Origin of the sequence: Arthrobacter sp. zg-Y877 (assembly GCF_030373105.1) — a bacterium.
GTDB lineage: Bacteria > Actinomycetota > Actinomycetes > Actinomycetales > Micrococcaceae > Arthrobacter_B.
On the sequence record NZ_JAUCPU010000003.1, the window covers coordinates 50,006 to 67,719 of the forward strand.

At 67.5% G+C, this 17,714-nt stretch carries 19 protein-coding genes; 3 read left to right on the forward strand and 16 right to left on the reverse strand.

The features are described from left to right. Positions 1-78: 78 nt before the first annotated feature. From QNO03_RS14645 to QNO03_RS07720, 3 genes are all read right to left on the reverse strand, one after another. Positions 79-1,005, reverse strand: coding sequence for a regulatory protein RecX (locus QNO03_RS14645; protein ID WP_354003889.1), 927 nt, complete (start codon positions 1,003-1,005; stop codon positions 79-81). Between the two features lie 129 nt (positions 1,006-1,134). After that, positions 1,135-2,187 (reverse strand): recombinase RecA, encoded by a 1,053-nt coding sequence (recA, locus tag QNO03_RS07715; protein ID WP_229950108.1) that lies wholly within the window; start codon positions 2,185-2,187, stop codon positions 1,135-1,137. A gap of 239 nt (positions 2,188-2,426) precedes the next feature. Further along, positions 2,427-2,651 carry a DUF3046 domain-containing protein gene (locus QNO03_RS07720; protein WP_289602868.1) on the reverse strand — a complete coding sequence of 75 codons (225 nt, stop codon included), beginning with the start codon at positions 2,649-2,651 and terminating at the stop codon, positions 2,427-2,429. A gap of 105 nt (positions 2,652-2,756) precedes the next feature. Here QNO03_RS07720 and QNO03_RS07725 point away from each other — a divergent pair, with 105 nt between their 5' ends. After that, positions 2,757-3,353, forward strand: coding sequence for a MarR family winged helix-turn-helix transcriptional regulator (locus QNO03_RS07725; RefSeq protein ID WP_289602869.1), 597 nt, complete (start codon positions 2,757-2,759; stop codon positions 3,351-3,353). A gap of 165 nt (positions 3,354-3,518) precedes the next feature. Here the strand turns inward: QNO03_RS07725 and QNO03_RS07730 are convergent, their stop codons facing one another. From QNO03_RS07730 to QNO03_RS07760, 7 genes are all read right to left on the reverse strand, one after another. Then, the gene (locus QNO03_RS07730) at positions 3,519-3,944 is read right to left on the reverse strand and encodes a helix-turn-helix domain-containing protein (RefSeq protein ID WP_269437869.1); all 426 of its coding nucleotides are present in this window, start codon (positions 3,942-3,944) and stop codon (positions 3,519-3,521) included. Between the two features lie 146 nt (positions 3,945-4,090). Beyond that, positions 4,091-4,576, reverse strand: coding sequence for a CinA family protein (locus QNO03_RS07735; protein WP_289602870.1), 486 nt, complete (start codon positions 4,574-4,576; stop codon positions 4,091-4,093). Beyond that, positions 4,573-5,205, reverse strand: a complete 633-nt coding sequence (pgsA, locus tag QNO03_RS07740; protein ID WP_442860278.1) for a CDP-diacylglycerol--glycerol-3-phosphate 3-phosphatidyltransferase — start codon at positions 5,203-5,205, stop codon at positions 4,573-4,575. Before pgsA ends, QNO03_RS07735 begins: the two co-directional genes overlap by 4 nt. After that, positions 5,184-8,075: an FtsK/SpoIIIE family DNA translocase gene (locus QNO03_RS07745; protein ID WP_289602871.1), complete on the reverse strand. Its 2,892-nt coding sequence runs from the start codon at positions 8,073-8,075 to the stop codon at positions 5,184-5,186. The genes pgsA and QNO03_RS07745 overlap by 22 nt, the downstream gene beginning before the upstream one ends. A 96-nt stretch (positions 8,076-8,171) precedes the next feature. Further along, positions 8,172-9,863 (reverse strand): ribonuclease J, encoded by a 1,692-nt coding sequence (locus tag QNO03_RS07750; protein ID WP_229950099.1) that lies wholly within the window; start codon positions 9,861-9,863, stop codon positions 8,172-8,174. Between the two features lie 6 nt (positions 9,864-9,869). After that, positions 9,870-10,787, reverse strand: a complete 918-nt coding sequence (gene dapA / locus QNO03_RS07755; protein ID WP_229950097.1) for a 4-hydroxy-tetrahydrodipicolinate synthase — start codon at positions 10,785-10,787, stop codon at positions 9,870-9,872. Positions 10,788-10,853: 66 nt separating this feature from the next. Then, a complete protein-coding gene (locus tag QNO03_RS07760) occupies positions 10,854-11,660 on the reverse strand; it encodes a helix-turn-helix transcriptional regulator (RefSeq protein WP_289602872.1) in 807 nt (268 codons plus the stop codon). An 86-nt stretch (positions 11,661-11,746) separates the two neighbouring features. On the opposite strand from QNO03_RS07760, the gene QNO03_RS07765 reads away from it, so the two are divergent. After that, a complete protein-coding gene (locus QNO03_RS07765) occupies positions 11,747-12,418 on the forward strand; it encodes an SDR family NAD(P)-dependent oxidoreductase (protein ID WP_289602873.1) in 672 nt (223 codons plus the stop codon). A 35-nt stretch (positions 12,419-12,453) separates the two neighbouring features. Beyond that, a complete protein-coding gene (locus QNO03_RS07770; RefSeq protein WP_289602874.1) occupies positions 12,454-13,641 on the forward strand; it encodes a heparan-alpha-glucosaminide N-acetyltransferase domain-containing protein in 1,188 nt (395 codons plus the stop codon). Here QNO03_RS07770 and QNO03_RS07775 read toward each other — a convergent pair. The 6 genes from QNO03_RS07775 to QNO03_RS07800 are packed head-to-tail and all read right to left on the reverse strand — an operon-like array spanning position 13,638 to position 17,689. Further along, complete coding sequence (locus QNO03_RS07775) at positions 13,638-14,132, reverse strand: hypothetical protein (RefSeq protein WP_289602875.1); 495 nt, start codon at positions 14,130-14,132, stop codon at positions 13,638-13,640. The genes QNO03_RS07770 and QNO03_RS07775 overlap by 4 nt on opposite strands. An 8-nt stretch (positions 14,133-14,140) precedes the next feature. Further along, positions 14,141-14,899: a 4-hydroxy-tetrahydrodipicolinate reductase gene (gene dapB, locus QNO03_RS07780; protein WP_289602876.1), complete on the reverse strand. Its 759-nt coding sequence runs from the start codon at positions 14,897-14,899 to the stop codon at positions 14,141-14,143. Positions 14,900-14,916: 17 nt separating this feature from the next. Next, positions 14,917-15,354, reverse strand: coding sequence for a molybdenum cofactor biosynthesis protein MoaE (locus tag QNO03_RS07785; RefSeq protein WP_289602877.1), 438 nt, complete (start codon positions 15,352-15,354; stop codon positions 14,917-14,919). Beyond that, complete coding sequence (locus QNO03_RS07790) at positions 15,344-15,835, reverse strand: MogA/MoaB family molybdenum cofactor biosynthesis protein (protein WP_229950087.1); 492 nt, start codon at positions 15,833-15,835, stop codon at positions 15,344-15,346. The genes QNO03_RS07785 and QNO03_RS07790 overlap by 11 nt, the downstream gene beginning before the upstream one ends. Beyond that, positions 15,832-16,326, reverse strand: coding sequence for a cyclic pyranopterin monophosphate synthase MoaC (gene moaC, locus QNO03_RS07795; protein WP_283995895.1), 495 nt, complete (start codon positions 16,324-16,326; stop codon positions 15,832-15,834). Before moaC ends, QNO03_RS07790 begins: the two co-directional genes overlap by 4 nt. Positions 16,327-16,372: 46 nt before the next feature. Continuing rightward, complete coding sequence (locus QNO03_RS07800; protein ID WP_289602878.1) at positions 16,373-17,689, reverse strand: molybdopterin molybdotransferase MoeA; 1,317 nt, start codon at positions 17,687-17,689, stop codon at positions 16,373-16,375. Positions 17,690-17,714 lie beyond the last annotated feature (25 nt).

The following is a 17,714-nucleotide window of genomic DNA, read 5'->3' on the forward strand; positions in this document are numbered from 1 at the left end:
TCGGCACAGCATACGATACGGCGCGTCGAATTGACACCACTGCAAAAGCCCATGCGTCCGGGGGGCTGTTCCGGGAGCTTAGACGGAGCCGCTCCCGTTGTCCCGTGCTTCGCTGATCACTTCACCGGCCACGCGGAAACCCAGCGAGGGCGAATAGCCTTTCCGGGCCAGCATTCCCACCAGGCGGCGGGTTTGCTTATCGCGCACGCCGCGGTCTGAAAGATCGGCGGAACTCTGGAGTTTTTTCCGGGCCAGGGCGCGGGCCGCCTCCAGTTCATCATCGGCGCTGACCTGTTCAAGCGCCTCCGCAGCCAGATCCGGGGCGATACCCTTTTCCGTCAGTTCACGCCGCAGGGCGCCGCGGGCGAGCGACTTGCTCTGCGACCTGCTGCGGACCCATAAGCGGGCGAACTCGGCATCGTCAACCAGCTGGATTTCTTCGAAGCGGTCCAGGACTGCAGCTGCGGCATCGGCTGGAATGTCCCGTTCGGCAAGCTTGGTTTCGAGCTGCCGGCGGCTTTTGGGAGCGGCCGTGAGCTGGCGCAGGACTATCGCCTTCGCCTCTGCATAGGCTTCCTCCGGGGTCAGGGGATCCTCCCCCTCCGACCCGGTGAACTGGTCCTCGGGGGTCGGGTCCGGACTGTCCCCGGCGGCATCCTGCCGCCCCCAGCCCTGTCGGCCGGAACCGGATTTTCTCCCTCCCCGCTTGCGGGTGGTCGTCCCGGGTTCACCCCACGGTTCATCGGCGGGGGCTTCCTCGCCGAATCCGTCTTCCTTGAAGGCTTCCGGCGTGCTGGACTGCGGCTTCCGGCGGCGGGCACGCTTGGTGGTGCCGGCGTCTGCCGCACCACGGGCTGTCATGGGGGCTGTCTTCGCCTCGTCCGCAGCAGGGGCGTCTCCGGGGCGGACTACCCCGCCGGGGGTTTCCGCTTCGGCCGTCCGGGCCTGGATGTCGGCGAGCCGCTGCTTCAATTCCGCGAGGGTCTCGTGCTGCGGGGTATTCATAGGTATCTACTCCAAGGCCCTGGGCAGTCAGGAGTCAGCAGTCAGGAGCCAGCAGTCCGGGTTCGCCATGCCACGGGAAGGCCGCACGCGCGTGCGGGCGGCCTCCCGTGGCTGCAGGAACGTGGACTGCTAGGAGTCCTTTCCGACTGCCTTCAGCTTGGGTGTTGCCGGAGTTTCGGCGGCGGGAACGCCGATCCCCAGCTTTTCGCGGATACGCCGCTCCAGCTCGTCCGCCAGATCCGGATTGTCCTTGAGGAAGTTGCGGGAGTTTTCCTTGCCCTGGCCCAGCTGGTCGCCGTCATAGGTGAACCAGGCACCGGACTTCTTGACCAGGCCGTGTTCCACACCCATGTCGATCAAACCGCCCTCGCGGGAAATGCCAACGCCGTACATGATGTCGAACTCAGCCTGCTTGAAGGGCGGAGCCATCTTGTTCTTGACGATCTTGGCACGGGTGCGGTTACCAACCGGGTTGGTGCCTTCCTTCAGCGTCTCGATGCGGCGGACATCGATCCGGACGGAGGCGTAGAACTTCAGTGCCTTACCGCCGGTGGTGGTTTCCGGGCTGCCGAAGAAGACGCCGATCTTTTCACGCAGCTGGTTGATGAAGATTGCAGTGGTGTTGGTGTGGCTCAGGCGGCCGGCGATCTTACGCAGCGCCTGGCTCATCAGCCGGGCCTGGAGGCCAACGTGGCTGTCGCCCATATCGCCTTCGATTTCGGCGCGCGGAACCAGTGCGGCAACGGAGTCAATGACCACGACGTCGACCGAACCGGAACCGATCAGCATGTCCATGATTTCCAGGGCCTGCTCACCGGTGTCCGGCTGCGACACGAGCAGTGAATCCGTATCCACGCCCAGCTTGGCGGCGTAAATGGGGTCCAGGGCGTGCTCGGCGTCGATGAACGCGGCGATGCCGCCGTTCTTCTGCGCATTAGCCACCACATGGAGGGCCAGGGTGGTCTTACCGGAGGATTCCGGACCGTAGATCTCCACCACGCGGCCGCGCGGCAGGCCGCCAATGCCCAGCGCCACATCCAACGCGACGGAGCTGGTGGAAATCGTTTCGGCGGGGGCGCGGACCTCGTCGCCCAGGCGCATGATCGAGCCCTTGCCGTAATTCTTGTCGATCTGGGCCAGCGCTGCCTCTAGGGCTTTTGCGCGGTCGGCTGGAGCAGCCATTCTTCACCTCGTGTTGTGGTTGTGGGCGGCCCGTAGGCCGGTCGTCATTTCTTATCTACGACCCTATCCGGCGGCACTGACAAAACGGCTGACCGGAACGTATTACTCATTATCTTGTGGATATCCCCGGGCCGCATCCGCCAGGACCGGCCCCTGTGTAGGAGCATATCTTTATCCGAACAAATATTCGAATACCGGCCCGGCGTGTCTGTTCCCGCCGATGTCCGGCTTTTCCGGAACTAGTTGGCCTTCGGCTTGATGTCCCGGCCCAGCCGGCGTTCCGGCGGCACGTCCTGGATCTCGCAGACTGCCAGCCACACCGATTTGGGCTCCAGGCCCTTTTCGAGTGCCCGGGCGGCGGTCACACCGCCCAGCTGGCCGAGGACCAGGTCCGCTGCGAGGACGCGTGAGTAGGCCGGTCCGAACTCGTCATCCATAAGCCGCCAGAAGTCACTGATACGCATCGATTAATCCTCTCACGCACGAAACCCGGCAGCGAACCGGGCTGCGCTCCCCCATGGCGGACGTTTTACGGTGCCGCACCGGAACCCCCGATCCTACAATGGAGGATGACCGAGACATCCGGTCCCGCAGGGGCACCCGACGGCGCCGAACGGAGCACCGACGCAGCGATCGAGGACCTGGAGCAGGAACTCAGTGTGCTGTGGCGCAGAGCCCGGGCCAGCTCGCTCGGGATGGCCCGGGAGGTTCATCCGGACATGGAACCTTCCGCCTACGGCCTCATGGTTCTGCTGCATCAGCAGGGCCCAATGCGCCTGACGGACCTCGCCGCAGCGGTAGGCGTGGGTAAGCCGTCGCTGAGCCGCCAGGTCGCGATGCTGCAGACGCTGGGGCTCGTGGAAAAACATACGGATCCGGTGGACGGGCGGGCCCAGCCGATCAACCTCACGGAGGTGGGCGCTTCCCGGCTGGAGGGTACGGCTACGGCGCGCAAGGAGCACTTCCGCCGGACGTGGACCGGGTGGGAAACGGAGGAGCTGCAGACCCTGGTCCGGCTGCTGCACAAGCTGAATGCCTCGGTCCGGCCCGCCGCCGGCCAGGCGGATAAACAGCCCGCTGAGGACAACGACGGCAGCGGCGGCAGCGCACCGGACGGCACCGCAGACCAGGATGAGAACCCAAGCCGGAATGAGAACCGCAGCTGACCAGCACCGGCAGCCGGACAGAGCAGACCCCCGCAGGCACCCTATCTGCGGGGGTCTTTACTGTATATCGCCCCGCTGCCGCGGCATCAGGGGTATGTCTATGGGGCAGCGCTGCCGCTGCAGCCGGTTAGCTCCGGCCTGGAAGCAGCACTGCGGGGTGTGGTACTAGGATGTGCGGGCCAGGTCCCGTGCCAGGTCTTCGGGAAATTCGCGCGCGAACTCCCGGGAAAACTCCGACGGTACGGTATCTGGAATTGCCACGCCTTCGGCGCTGGCCACCCGGTCGCTGACCTCGCGGAGCATCAGGGACAAGGGCACATCGAGGGCACTGCAGATTGAGGACAGGAGTTCGGATGACGCTTCCTTCTGTCCGCGCTCCACCTCGCTGAGGTAGCCGAGAGAGACACGGGCACTATGTGACACCTCACGCAGGGTACGGCCCTGGCGCTGGCGCACGTCGCGGAGAACATCACCAATCTCGTGACGAAGAACTACCATCTTGCGCTCCTTAGGCTCCCGGTGTGCGTCTTCCGCCAACCCTACATCCCGCCAGCGGACCACGCCGTTCACGGATACGGGTTGCTTAACCATGTGTATCGTCCTGCTCCCTGTGAGTGCGGACTGCGGCGGTACCGCAGGCCTATCCAAAGATCGTAATAAAAGAACCTTGGCGGTTCCTGATACTAACAACTGAAGCCCTGCCGGTTTTGTTCCCGGCCTGGCCGCCTCCCGCTTTGCTACCGGTCCAGTGCTGTCGCCAGCAGAGACAGCGCTGCTTCGCATGCCGCCGTGCGGATGGCCGTGCGGTCCCCGGAAAAATGGAATTCCCGGAAGGCTGTTCCTTCGGAAGTGGCTATCCCCACGAACACGGTACCAACCGGCTTCCCGTCGTGTGCCTCAGGCCCGGCCGCCCCGGTGGTGGACACCCCGACGTCGGCGCCAAGGACACGCCGCGCTCCGGCCGCCATGTGCCCGGCAACCCTTCCGTCGACGGATCCGGCTTCTGCCAGGAGCTCCGCCGGAACCCCGAGGACGGAAAGCTTGACACTATTTTGATACGCGACCACGCCGCCCTGCAAAACGGACGACGCACCGGGAACCGACCCCAGTTCGGCGCACAGCATCCCGGCTGTCAGGGATTCGGCGGTGGCGACGGTCAGCCCCGCCCGGCGCGCTGCGGCAAGGACTTCTCCCGCCGGAACGGCGTCCGGCGGCAGGTTCATCCGCGCTTACCGGCCCGCCGAAGCTTCACTGCCTGCAGGACATAGTCGACGCCGGTCACCACGGTGATCACAAGGGCGGCAGCCATGAGCACGGCACCGATCCACCAGGCCCAGGCACCCAGCCACGCGGTGAGGGGAAGCAGGAACACAAAGATGGCGAACGTCTGGACAACGGTCTTCAGTTTGCCGCCACGGGAGGCTGCCATAACCCCGTACCGGATCACCACGAAGCGCATCAGTGTGATGCCGAGTTCGCGGACGAGGATGACGATGGTTACCCACCACCACAGCTCCCCCAGCAAAGACAGCATGACCAGAGCCGAGCCGATCAGCAGCTTGTCGGCGATCGGATCGGCGATCTTGCCGAAGTCGGTAATCAGTCCGCGGCTGCGGGCAATATCGCCGTCGAGCTTGTCGGTGTAGATGGCGACCGCGAACGTTGCCACGGCGAGCCAGCGGAACAGGCCGTCACGGCCGTCGTCGGCCGCAAGGAACCAGATAAAGAGCGGGACCATCAGGATCCGCGCGACGGTCAGTGCATTGGCGATATTGAGGGTCGGGACCCTCTCGGTAGGAGAATTGCTCACGCCTTCAGCGTAGCGAAGATTCACCGGCCGGTGAGGTTCCATGCGTCTTCGGAGCCGTCCGGGTCGTCCGCGCCGTCGTGGTATTCGGTCACCTGCGGGCGGCCGTCCAGGTCTGCGGCGACCAGGTCCACCGGACCGTCGGGGTCGAAGCCGTGGTTGGCGTTGGCGTTGTCCGCCAGCGCACCGGCGTCGACTCCCCCGGATGCCGCCGGAGCTTCCCCGCCGCTGATGGCGGCGAGAGTGGCAGCCAGGTCATCCGGCTTGACGAGCACGTCGCGGGCCTTGGAGCCCTCGGACGGTCCGACGACGCCGCGGGACTCGAGCAGGTCCATGAGCCGTCCGGCCTTGGCGAAGCCGACGCGCAGTTTCCGCTGGAGCATGGAGGTGGACCCGAACTGGGTGGTCACCACCAGTTCGGTCGCCTGCAGCAGGACGTCGAGGTCGTCTCCAATATCGTCGTCGATCTGCTTTTTGGGCGCCGTGACCGTGACGTCGTCGCGGTAGACGGCCTGGAGCTGGTTCTTGACGTGCTCCACGACCCGGTGGATCTCCGACTCGGTGACCCAGGCACCCTGCACACGGATGGGCTTGTTGGATCCCATCGGCAGGAACAGGGCGTCACCCTGGCCCAGGAGCTTTTCCGCGCCGGGCTGGTCCAGGACCACGCGGGAGTCGGTGACCGACGACGTCGCGAAGGCCATACGTGAGGGCACGTTGGCCTTGATCAGGCCGGTAACGACGTCGACCGAGGGCCGCTGGGTGGCCAGCACCAGGTGGATGCCGGCGGCACGGGCAAGCTGGGTGATGCGCACGATCGAGTCTTCGACGTCCCGGGGGGCGACCATCATCAGGTCGGCAAGCTCGTCCACGATGACCAGCAGGTACGGGTAGGGCCGGACGACCCGCTTGGAGCCGGCCGGCGGCACTACCTTGCCGTTGCGGACGGCCTTGTTGAAGTCGTCGATGTGCTTGAACCCGAAGTTCGCGAGGTCGTCATAGCGGGTGTCCATTTCGCGGACCACCCACTGCAGCGCTTCGGCTGCCTTCTTCGGGTTGGTGATGATGGGGGTGATCAGGTGCGGGACGCCCTCGTACGCGGTCAGTTCCACGCGCTTGGGATCCACCATCACCATGCGGACCTCGTCCGGGGTGGAGCGCATCAGGATGGACGTGATCATGGAGTTCACGAAGGAGGATTTACCGGCACCGGTGGCGCCGGCCACCAGCAGGTGGGGCATCTTGGCCAGGTTGGCCACGACGAAGCCGCCTTCGACGTCCTTGCCGACACCCATCACCATGGGATGTTCGGTCTTCCGGGCGGAGTTGGACCGCAGGACGTCGCCCAGGGCCACAACTTCCTTGTCCGCATTCGGAATTTCGATGCCGATCGCGGACTTGCCGGGAATGGGCGAGAGGATACGCACGTCGGAGCTGGCCACGGCGTAGGCAATGTTCTTGGACAGCGCGGTCACCCGCTCCACCTTGGTGCCGTCACCCAGTTCGATCTCGTAGCGGGTGACCGTCGGACCGCGGGAGAAACCGGTGACCTTGGCGTCAACGTTGAACTGCTCAAGCGTGTGCGTCAGGGCAGCGACGACGGCGTCATTGGCTTCCGAGCGCTCCTTTGCGGGAGGGCCCGGGGGCAGGAAGTCCGACGGCGGCAGCGTATAGGTGATGTCGCCGGAAAGCTGCAGCTGCTCGGTGCGCTGCGGGATGGGGGTGGACGGCGGTACCGGCTGCACGGCCCGGGAGGGTACGGGCGGTACCGGCGGGACCGCGGCCAGGTTCAGGACCTCGGTGGCCCCGGGAACCGTGCTGATGGCTTCCGTGGGCGGCTCGGCCGAGTCGATGTCCCCGTCGACGGGCAGGCCCTGGTTGCGGCGGATCTTCTGGGTGGCGAGTTCGGCCTGCGTAGGGCGGCGGACCCCCGGCGGAACGGCCGGTGCGGAAGCGGCTGCGGCGGCTGCCGCTTCCTCTTCTTCGTCCTGCAGCAGGGCACGTTCGAACGCTTCGTCGCCGGCGAAGCCTTCCAGCGCGGCGGCCTCGGCTTCCTTCTCGCGCCGGCTCTTGCGCGGCTTGCGGACCTTCTCCGGTTTGGGCGCGCCGTACAGGTAGCTCTGGTCGTGCGCTTCAGGATCATCCGGGGCCAGGTCCTGGCCCATCAGGTGTTCATAAAGCGCCCGCAGGCGCAGCGGTATGTGGCGGAACGGCGTGGCCGTGACGATGAGGATACTCACGAACGCCAGGAAAGCCAGGAGCACCAGCACCGGCCATTGGGTGAGGACTGCGGAGAGCGGCCCGGCAACCAGGAAGCCGACAATGCCGCCGGAGACCCAGAGCCGGTCGAACCCGTCCGACAGGGCGGGCAGGCCGCCGATGATGTGGGTGATGCCCGAACCGGCCAGCAGCATAATGACCAGGCCGATGCTGATCCTGCTGTTGGCGCGGTGGCGCTCCGGGTAGCGGAACAGGCGGATGGCTCCGGTGGTGAGCATAAAGGGCAGCACCACTGCCATCCAGCCGACCGTTCCGGCAGCACCGGCGTGGATAACGTCGGCGACCGGTCCCCGCAGGGCCCACCACTCCACGGTGGCCACGGCCAGGGCAAGCAGGATCAGGAAGAAGCCGGTGCCGTCGCGGCGGATCTCGTAGTCGGGGGAAACATCGGCGCCGAGTTTGCGGACACCGCCGCCGGCAATGCGGGAAATACCCATCCAGGCGCTCTCGACGGCACGCAGCGGCAGGGGCAGCTGGTCCGGGGGCGCCTGGCGCGAGGTGGAGGTCCCCCGGCCTCCGGATCCGCCGCGTGAGCTGCCTTTGCCTGAAGTCTTGCCTGAGTTGCCGCCGGAGCTCCGGGCCGTTGTCCGGCCGGAAGCACCGCTGCCTGCGGCAGGGGAAGTACGAGTCGCCATACGAGCCACGCTACCCGATGGCGCCCCCGGTTCCCCGGATTTACGCGGCCCGGAACGGCTTGGGGAGAACTTTCGGGCCGCCTACCACGGCCGGCGCTAAGCCTCGACCACCACCGGCACGATCATGGGCCGGCGCCGGAGCCGCCGGTTGACCCAGGTGCCGACTACCCGCCGGACCACCTGCTGCAGCTGGTAGGTGGTGTGGTCCGTGTTGGACCGCACCGCTTCCTCCAGGGCCGCGCTGATCTTCGGGATGATCTCGTCAAACACTGCGTCGCCCTCGGCGAACCCGCGGGCGTGGATCTCGGGCCCGGAAACGATCGTGCCGGTGCTGCGGTTCACCACGGAAATGATGGAAATGAAGCCTTCCTCGCTGAGGATCCGCCGGTCCTTCAGGTCGGTGTCGGTAATCGCGCCGACGCTGGAGCCGTCCACATACACGAAGCCGCACTCCACTTCCCCCACCACGCGGGCCTTGCCGTCCCGCAGGTCCACGACGGTGCCGTCGTCGGCCAGGATGATGTTCTGTTCCGGGACACCGGTGGCGGCCGCCAGCCGGCCGTTGGCGATCAGGTGGCGGGTTTCGCCGTGCACCGGCATGGCGTTTTTCGGCCGGAGGATGTTGTAGCAGTAGAGCAGTTCCCCGGCTGCGGCGTGCCCGGAGACGTGGATTTTCGCGTTGCCCTTGTGCACGACGTCGGCACCGAGGCGCATGAGGCCGTTGATCACGCGGAACACGGCGTTTTCGTTGCCCGGGATCAGGGACGAGGCGAGGATGACCGTGTCCCCCTTGCCGATGCGGATGCGGTGGTCCCCGTTGGCCATCCGGGACAGTGCCGCCATGGGCTCGCCCTGGGACCCGGTGGACATCAGCACCACCTTGTTGTCCGGCAGTTCGTCCACGTTCTTCAGGTCCACGAGGATACCCTCGGGCACGTTCAGGTAGCCGAGCTTTTCGGCGATGGCCATGTTGCGCACCATGGACCGGCCGACAAAGCAGACAAAGCGGTTGTGCGCGGCGGCGGCGTCGAGGACCTGCTGCACGCGGTGGATGTGCGAGGAGAAGGAGGCGACGATGATGCGCTTGTCCACCTTGCCGAAGAGTTCCTGCAGCACCGGGCCAATTTCCCGTTCGGCGGTGGTGAACCCGGGCACGTCGGCATTGGTGGAGTCGGCCATAAACAGGTCCACTCCCTCTTCGCCCAGGCGGGCGAAGGCGCGCAGGTCCGTGATCCTGCCGTCCAGGGGCAGCTGGTCCATCTTGAAGTCGCCGGTGTGCAGTACGGTGCCGGCCTCGGTGCGGATAAACACCGCCAGCGCGTCCGGGATGGAGTGGTTGACCGCCACGAATTCGCATTCGAACGGGCCGAGCTGCTCGATCTGTCCCTCGGTGACCGTGAGGGAGAACGGCTTGATGCGGTGTTCCTGCAGTTTCGCTTCCACGAGCGCCAGCGTCAGCTGCGAGCCGACCAGCGGAATGTCGTTCTTGAGCCGCAGCAGGTACGGCACCGCGCCGATGTGGTCTTCGTGCCCGTGGGTGAGCACCACGCCGACCACATCGTCCAGCCGGTCCTCGATGTAGGAGAAGTCCGGCAGGATCAGGTCGACGCCGGGCTGGGTCTCTTCGGGGAAGAGCACCCCGCAGTCCACGATGAGCAGCTTGCCGCCGATTTCGAACACGGCCATGTTCCGGCCGATTTCCCCCAGCCCGCCCAGGGCGACGATGCGGAGGGTTCCTTCTTCCAGCGGCGGCGGGGTCAGCAGGCCGGTTCCGGCGGTTTCGCTCATGGGTGCCTAGGCCTCGGTCCGGGAGAAGTCCATGCCGGCTTCGGCAAGGTCGGTCAGGATGGCTTCCATCTCGACGGCGTCGGGCGCCACCAGCGGCAGCCGGACGGCGGCCGAGGGGATGACCTTCTGCATCGCGAGGATCTGCTTGGCCGAGACGGTACCGGGGATGTGGGTCATCACCGCACGGATCACCGGGTCCAGTTCGAAGTGGATCCGGCGGGCGGTGGCGAAGTCCCCGGCGGCCGCGGCATCAACCAGGGCACGGAACTGCGCGGTGGCCACGTGGGCGGAAACGCTGACGACGCCGACGGCCCCGGCCACCATCCAGGGCAGGGTCAGGCCGTCGTCGCCCGCGTACACGTCCAGGGTGGTGTTGGCCAGTACCCGGGTGATGCCGGCGAAGTCGCCCTTCGCGTCCTTCAGGGCCAGGATCCGGGGGTTCTCCGCCAGCTTGAAGATGGTGGAGGTGCTCAGGGCAATCCCCGAACGTCCGGGAATGTCGTAGACCATGACCGGGAGGTCGGTGGCGGCAGTGACGGCGTCGAAGTGCGCGATCACGCCCGCCTGCGTGGGCTTGTTGTAATACGGGGTCACCACCAGCTGGCCGTCGACGCCGGCACGCTCGGCCCGGCGGGCCATCTCCACCGAGTGGGAGGTGTGGTTGGTGCCGGTTCCGGCAATGACCTTGGCCCTGCCGCCTACGGTCTCGGCAACCACACGGAACAGGTCTTCCTTCTCGCTGTCCTCCAGGGTGGAGGTCTCGCCCGTGGTGCCGGAAACCACCAGGCCGTCGCAGCCGTCGTCGACCAGCTTGTTCGCGAGGTAAGCCGTGGCGTCGAAGTCCACGTCCCCGTCCTCGGTAAACGGGGTCAGCATGGCGGTGACGAGGGTGCCGAAGGGAAGCGTGCGGTTTTGGAAATCCATGGGTAAAACGTTACCCGTTACGCGGCGCAATGGGACAACAAGGCGGAGGAAGTGGAGCCGCCGGCTTCAGGGGAAGATGGACCCCTGCAGTGTCTTGAGGGCCGCGGCGGAAGCCGATCCCGGCTCGGCACGGTAGAGGACCAGTTCCTGCCCCGCTGATGCGCGGACGTCGAAAGCCTGGAGGTGCAGCTCAAGATCCCCCGCTGCCGGGTGCCGGAAGCGCTTGGACCGCAGGCGCTCTCCGCGCACGTCGGGGCTTGTCCACAGTGCATTGAAGCGGGGATCTGCCAGCATCTGCGCGCGGACCGTACTGATCCGGGGATCATGCGGCTGTCTGGCTTCCAGGAGCCTGAAGCCGGCCACCATGCTCGCAGCGACTACATCCCAGTCCCGGTACAGCGCGCCTGCGGCAGGGTCGAGGAAAACCGATTGCAGGAGATTGCGGCCGGGCCGGAAACCCAGGAACAGTGCCTCCGCCAAAGGATTGGCGGCCAGGACGTCGAAGGCCTGTCCGAGGACAACGGCGGGATGATCGGGCCACTCATTGAGGAAGGCCACCAGCTGTGGGTCCGCCGTCGCGTCGGTGGCCGTGGTGCGCGGAGGGGTCAACCCGGCAAGGCGGTACAAATGTGCGAGCCCGTGCTCGTCGAGCAGCAGCGCACGGCCGATCCCTGCCGCCACCTGGGCCGAGGGAGACAGCTCCCGCCCCTGCTCCAGGCGCATGTAGTAGTCGACGCTGACGTCCGCCAGCAGCGCGACTTCCTCCCGCCGGAGGCCGGGCACGCGGCGCCGGCCGTTGCTGCCGAGGCCGACGTCGGACGGCTGGAGCTGGGACCGGCGGTGGATGAGGAAATCCCCCAGAGGCGAAGACACACCCGCAGTGTAGTCCAGGGTGGGTGCACCGCACCCGGGAGGGCCGGGGCGTTCCGCACGGGCCGGTTCGGGGGAAGCATCAAAGCATGATGGATGCACAGCCGCAAGTAGTACTGGTCATCGGTGCCGGTCAGGGGATCGGCCTGTCAACGGCCCTCAGGTTCACCGCGCCGGGAGGCACAGTGGCGCTGGTGGCACGGTCCCAGGAGCACCTGCGTGCGCTCGCAGCAACACTCGAGACCGAGGGAAGGCAGGTGCACTGGGAAGCTGCTGATGCCGCGGATCCGGGTTCGCTGCAGCCGGCCCTGAAAGCCCTGCTGTCCCGCAGCGGCCCCGTGGACGTGATGTGCTTCAGCCCGCTCCCCCGCACGGACCTGATCGGACCGGTGCTGGACACCGGCGCCGAAGAGTTCCTCGCGGCACTGGCGCTGAATGTGGGCGGAGCGGCGACCGCGGTGCGGGAAGTGGTCCCGGGCATGATCGACCGCGGCGGCGGGAGCCTTCTGTTCACGACAGGGAGCGGCGCCCTCCGGCCCTCGCCGGACCGTGCGGCCAGCGTGGTCACCACCGCCGCGGAAACGGCCTACGTTGACCTGCTGCACCGGCACCTGGCACCGGCCGGCATCCGGGTGGCGCAGGTGGTCATTGTGGGGCCCGTGGGCCGCGGAATGAAACACGAACCGGACAGCGTTGCGGACGCACTGTGGCACGCGTTCTCCGGTCCGGAGGAAGGTCCGGTCACGGTCCTGGCCGGATAGGGTCCGGCCCGGCGGGCTGTGAGACGATTCTGTGCATGATCCAACGCCGCCTGACCGGCATCGACGCTGCCCGCGGCATCGCCCTCCTGGGCATGATTGCCACGCATGCGCTGCCGCTCTACCACCCGGAAACCGGCGATCCCACACTCACCGGACTGGTGTTCTCCGGCCGTTCCTCGGCGTTGTTCGCGGTGGTGGCGGGCGTTGGACTCGCGCTGCTGACCGGCGGCAGTGAACCCCATGACGCCAAGGCGGTGGGCCGGGACCGGCGCGGAATAGCAGTGCGTGCGCTCATCATCGCCGTGGTGGGACTGGCGCTGGGCGGCCTGGAAACCAACATCGCCCTCATCCTGTTCCACTACGCCGTCCTGTTCCTGCTGGCGCTGCCTTTCCTGGGGATGCCGCTGCGGCGCCTCGCCTGCTGGGCCGGTGGCTGGCTGCTCCTCTCCCCCGTGCTCGCGTACCTGCTGCGGGGATGGCTGCTGCGGAACCTGTCGCCGTCGGAAATCGAGGGAAACCTGACCTGGGACGCCTGGGGAACCCCGGGGGTGCTGGCGGCTGACGTTTTCGTCACCGGTTTCTACCCCGTACTGCAGTGGCTGAGCTACATCCTGCTCGGGTTGGTCATCGGGCGGCTCGCGCTGACCGACCTGCGCGTCCAGGTGGGGCTGCTTGCCGCGGGGGTTTTCGCCGCCGTGGCCGCCAAGTTCATGTCCTCCTACCTGCTCCGGGAACTGGGCGGGCTGGGCGTTCTCGCCGGCACCGACTCGGGACAGGTGTGGCCGCTGGAACGGATGATGGAGGTCAATCTGTCTTCGGTGGAACAGACCGGTTCCTGGTGGTGGCTGGCCCTGTCCGGACCGCATTCCAACACCAGCCTCGACATGCTGCATACCTCCGGCACGGCTGCGGCGGTACTGGGCATCTGCCTGCTGCTCACGCGGGCCCGGCCGAACCTGCTGCTGCCGCTCTCCGCCGCCGGTGCCATGACACTGACGCTGTACAGCATGCACGTGTGGGTGATGACCATCGTGGACCTGCAGAACCCGCCGCTGGAGCCGTTGCCGGTCTACTGGATCCAGGTGACGTTCTACGTGGTGCTGGCCATCCTGTTCCAGAAGATCAATGCCCGGGGACCGCTGGAACTCGTTACCTCGGGTGCCTCCCGGCTGGCCCGGGGCAAAACCGGGCGCGGCACGGCCGCTGCCCGGCCGAAACGCTAGACGCCCGGCGCGTTCTCCGTCGGCCGGTTTGAGGCAAAGAGCTTCCCGGCCTGCCGCATGGTCCGGCGGGCCCGGGTGCGGTCCCCCGCGGCGTCGTAGGCGCAGGAGAGCCGGAACCAGCTGCGCCAGTCCTCCGGTGCCGCCTCGGTTTCGGCCTTGTAGCGGGGGAATTCGGCATCGGCCGCTTCGCGGACAATCCGTCCCGCCGGTGTGCGCGGCAGGTTATCCACCGGCAGCCGGCCTTCCGCGGCCAGGATCGCGGCCATCTTTTCCGTGCGTGCCCCGAACATGAGTTCGCGGATCAGCGCCCAGGCACCCACCACCGGCAGCACCAGGTACGCGGCACCCATGAACTTCGCGGTGAGCTCCGGAGCGGTCAACAGCTGCAGGCCGCGCTGGGCGGAGACCACCAGGTAAAAGGCGAGCAGCAGGGTCACGAGCGCAACGCCCAGCTTGGCGCGGTTGGCGAAAAGGCCGGTGAAGAAAGACAACGTGTTCCTTAGTCGTTCAGGTCGAGGTAGCCGTCAAGTCCGACGGTCAGTCCGGGGTGGTCCGCCACCTGCCGCAGGCCCAGCAGGACGCCGGGCATGAAGGAGGCACGGTCAAAGGAATCGTGGCGGATGGTCAACTGCTCGCCGGGTCCCCCCAGCAGGACTTCCTGGTGCGCGACGAGGCCCCGCAGCCGCACCGAATGCACGTGCACTCCGTCCACCTCCGCGCCGCGGGCACCTTCCAGCGCCTTGGTGGTGGCATCGGGCGACGGCGCGGTGCCGGCCTCGGCCCGGGCGGCCGCGATCAGCTGGGCGGTGCGTACGGCGGTGCCGGACGGGGCGTCCACCTTGTCCGGGTGGTGCAGTTCGATCAGTTCCACCGACTCGAAGTAACGGGCCGCCTTGGCTGCGAACGCCGAGGCCAGCACCGACCCCAGGGCGAAGTTCGGGGCGATGAGCACACCGGTGCCGGGAGAGCGTTCCAGCAGCTCCGTGAGCCGGGCCAGCCGGTCCGCGTCCCAGCCGGTGGTGCCGACGACGGCGTGCATGCCGTGTTCGACGGCGAAGCGGACGTTGGCCTCGGTGCTGTCCGGCACCGTCAGGTCCACCACGTACTGCGCACCGGCGGAGACCAGGGTTTCCAGCGGATCGGTCCGGCCCAGCGCGGCGACGAGTTCCATGTCCGCCGCCGCCTCGACGGCGGCGACCGCCTCGGATCCCATCCGGCCTGCGGCACCGAGGACCGCTACGGCAAGTTTTTCGCTCATAGGCACCAGATTACCGGTCAGGGCCGGTCGCTGACGCCTACCCACTCGGTGCTGCCGTCCGTGAACCCCTGCTCCTTCCAGATGGGTACATTGGCCTTGATGGTGTCCACCAGCTCGCTGCAGGCGGCAAACGCCGTGCCGCGGTGGGCCGAGGCCACGGCCGCCACCAGGGCGGCGTCGCCGATCTCCAGGTCTCCGGTGCGGTGGGCCACCCAGATCCGGATGCCGTCATACTTGGCCGCAATCCCGTTGGCGACCGAGTCCAGCACTGACTGGGCGGTGGGGTGGGAGCTGTAGGCCAGGGCGGTGACGGACTTGCCGTCGTCGTGGTTGCGCACAATGCCGCTGAAGAGCACCACTGCACCGCAGTCCGGGGACCAGGCGGCGCGTTCGGCGTCGGCACTGTTCAGCGGTTCGGCGGAAACCGCCGCGTGGATGACTTCGCTAGTGTTCACGTTTTCCTTCCAGCTGGCCGCAGATGTGGCCGATGATCGGTTCAAGTACGGCGAGCCCGTCCGCGACGGCGCCCGGCGAACCGGGCAGGTTGACCACGAAGGTGGCTCCGGCGGTGCCGGCGAAACCGCGGCTGATGGCGGCCATCGGCGTCGCGGCCAGTCCCTTGGCGCGGATGGCTTCCATCACTCCGGGCACCTGGCGGTCCAGGAGCGGTTCGGTGGATTCGGGGGTGACATCGTCCGGGCTCAGCCCCGTGCCGCCGCTGGTCAGCAGGACAGACGGTTTCAGCGCGAGGATGCGCTGCAGCGATGCAGCGACCTCCACGCCGTCGGGGACCACTTCGGCCAGCACAATGTCGTAGCCCAGGGCATACAGCCAGTCGGCTATCAGCGGCCCGCATTCGTCCTGGTAGACACCCGCGGCGGCGCGGGTGGAGGCAATCAGGACCCCGGCGGTGCGCCGGGGTGTTGGGCTGCTCACAGGGTCCAGTCCCCGCTCTTGCCGCCGGACTTGGCCAGCACCATGGTGTCGGTGATCCGGGCGTGCTTATCCACGGCCTTGATCATGTCGTACAGCGTCAGGGCGGCCACGGAAGCGGCGGTCAGCGCCTCCATTTCGACGCCGGTCAGCCCCTTGGTCTTGACCGTGGCCTCGATCAGGACATTGCCGTCCTGCGGGGTGAAATCCACAGTGACCTTCGTCAGCGGCAGCGGATGGCACAACGGGATGAGGTTGGAGGTCTGCTTGGCGGCCATGATGCCGGCAACCCGGGCCACGGCCAGCGCGTCGCCCTTCGGCAGGCCGCCGTCGGCGATCAGGCGGATTACCTCGGCGGTGCTGCACAGCACGGCCTGGGCGGTGGCCTGCCGCGTGGTTTCAACCTTGGCGGACACATCGACCATGTGCGCGGAGCCGTCCTCACGGACGTGGGTCAGTCCGGCGGGGTGGAGGTCTTCGGGTTCGGCGCTCACTGCAGGGTCCTTTCGGGACACGGCGTCCGGGCGGGACGCGGTCGGGTTATTCCAATAGCAATACTGTCACTTCCGCGCCCGCCTCGAGGTGTTCGGTCCCCACCGGGACGGAGATCAGGGCGTTGGAGGAGGCCAGGGCGTGGACCAGATGGGACCCCGGACCACCCACCGGTTCCACTGTCCCGGCGGTGAACCGGCCCCGGCGCACCTGGTGCTTGCCGGCCGGGCTCCCCAGCGGCGCTGAGAGGCGCGCCACTACTTCGGTCCGGGGACGCGGTGCTCCCGTGGCGGCGGTCAGGGCCGGACGCAGGAACATTTCGAAGGACACCAGCGAGCTGACCGGGTTGCCGGGGAAGCCGAGGAACGGGATGCCCTGGACCGTACCGATGCCCTGCGGACCGCCGGGCTGCATGGCCACGGACAGGAACTCCACGTCCTGCGCGGCCAGGGCCTGGCGGACCACCTCGTAGGCACCTTTGCTGATGCCCCCGGAGGTGAGGACCAGGTCCGGTGTGTCGGCGGCGAGGTCGGCACGGAGCCGGTCCAGGAACTCCTGCGGGGAGTCCACCAGGATCCGGGACCGGAGTACCTCTGCACCCGCCTGCTCCAGCGAACTGCGGAGCAGGGTGGTGTTTGCGTCATGAATCTGGCCCGGTCCCAGCGGCATGCCGGGCTCAATCACCTCATCGCCGGTGGCCAGCAGCAGCACCCGCGGCCGTGCCCGGACGGTGACCCGGTCCAGGCCGAGGGCGGCAAGCAGTCCCAGCTGCAGCGGTCCCAGGACTGTGCCGGCGGGAAGCGCCAGGGCTCCGGCGGCAATGTCACTGCCGGCCCTGCGGACGAACTGGCCGGCGGACGCGTCGGCCGGGACGGCGACGGTGGCGGCGCTGCCGGGACCAGAGCCGGGCAGGAAATAGTCGGGAGTGCAGGCCTCGATCGGTACGACGGCGTCGGCGCCTCCGGGCAGCATGGCTCCGGTCATGACGGGGGCGGCTGTTCCGGGGTGCAGCGGCGGCGCTTCCGATCCGGCGGGGATCGGTGCGGCGACGGATAGGGAAACCAGTGCAGCACTGCCGGACCCGGTTACCTGGCCGGCGAGGTCGGCGGTGCGGACCGCGTAACCGTCCATCTGGGAATTCGTAAAGGGCGGCAGGTTCCCCGGGGCCCGGACCTCCGCGGCTAGGATCCGGCCGGCCGCCTGATCAAGCTGGATGGTCTCCCCCGTGGGTGGATGCGCCCGGAACCAGTCCCCCAGGAGATCCTCGACCGCTTTCCGGTGCACTTCCACCGGCCGCGGTCCGGCTGCGGGCGGAACGGCGGGCACCGCCGCCGGGACACCCGGCGGGACGGATTGTGCGGACATGTTCCTCCTTGGAATGCGGACGGGC

Bases quoted from the DNA above. Each gene is read 5' to 3' on its own strand.
- QNO03_RS14645 (WP_354003889.1), bottom strand. From the start codon at position 1,005: ATGAATACCCCGCAGCACGAGACCCTCGCGGAATTGAAGCAGCGGCTC.
- recA (WP_229950108.1), bottom strand. From the start codon at position 2,187: ATGGCTGCTCCAGCCGACCGCGCAAAAGCCCTAGAGGCAGCGCTGGCC.
- QNO03_RS07720 (WP_289602868.1), bottom strand. From the start codon at position 2,651: ATGCGTATCAGTGACTTCTGGCGGCTTATGGATGACGAGTTCGGACCG.
- QNO03_RS07725 (WP_289602869.1), top strand. From the start codon at position 2,757: ATGACCGAGACATCCGGTCCCGCAGGGGCACCCGACGGCGCCGAACGG.
- QNO03_RS07730 (WP_269437869.1), bottom strand. From the start codon at position 3,944: ATGGTTAAGCAACCCGTATCCGTGAACGGCGTGGTCCGCTGGCGGGAT.
- QNO03_RS07735 (WP_289602870.1), bottom strand. From the start codon at position 4,576: ATGAACCTGCCGCCGGACGCCGTTCCGGCGGGAGAAGTCCTTGCCGCA.
- pgsA (WP_442860278.1), bottom strand. From the start codon at position 5,205: ATGGAACCTCACCGGCCGGTGAATCTTCGCTACGCTGAAGGCGTGAGC.
- QNO03_RS07745 (WP_289602871.1), bottom strand. From the start codon at position 8,075: ATGGCGACTCGTACTTCCCCTGCCGCAGGCAGCGGTGCTTCCGGCCGG.
- QNO03_RS07750 (WP_229950099.1), bottom strand. From the start codon at position 9,863: ATGAGCGAAACCGCCGGAACCGGCCTGCTGACCCCGCCGCCGCTGGAA.
- dapA (WP_229950097.1), bottom strand. From the start codon at position 10,787: ATGGATTTCCAAAACCGCACGCTTCCCTTCGGCACCCTCGTCACCGCC.
- QNO03_RS07765 (WP_289602873.1), top strand. From the start codon at position 11,747: ATGATGGATGCACAGCCGCAAGTAGTACTGGTCATCGGTGCCGGTCAG.
- QNO03_RS07770 (WP_289602874.1), top strand. From the start codon at position 12,454: ATGATCCAACGCCGCCTGACCGGCATCGACGCTGCCCGCGGCATCGCC.
- dapB (WP_289602876.1), bottom strand. From the start codon at position 14,899: ATGAGCGAAAAACTTGCCGTAGCGGTCCTCGGTGCCGCAGGCCGGATG.
- QNO03_RS07800 (WP_289602878.1), bottom strand. From the start codon at position 17,689: ATGTCCGCACAATCCGTCCCGCCGGGTGTCCCGGCGGCGGTGCCCGCC.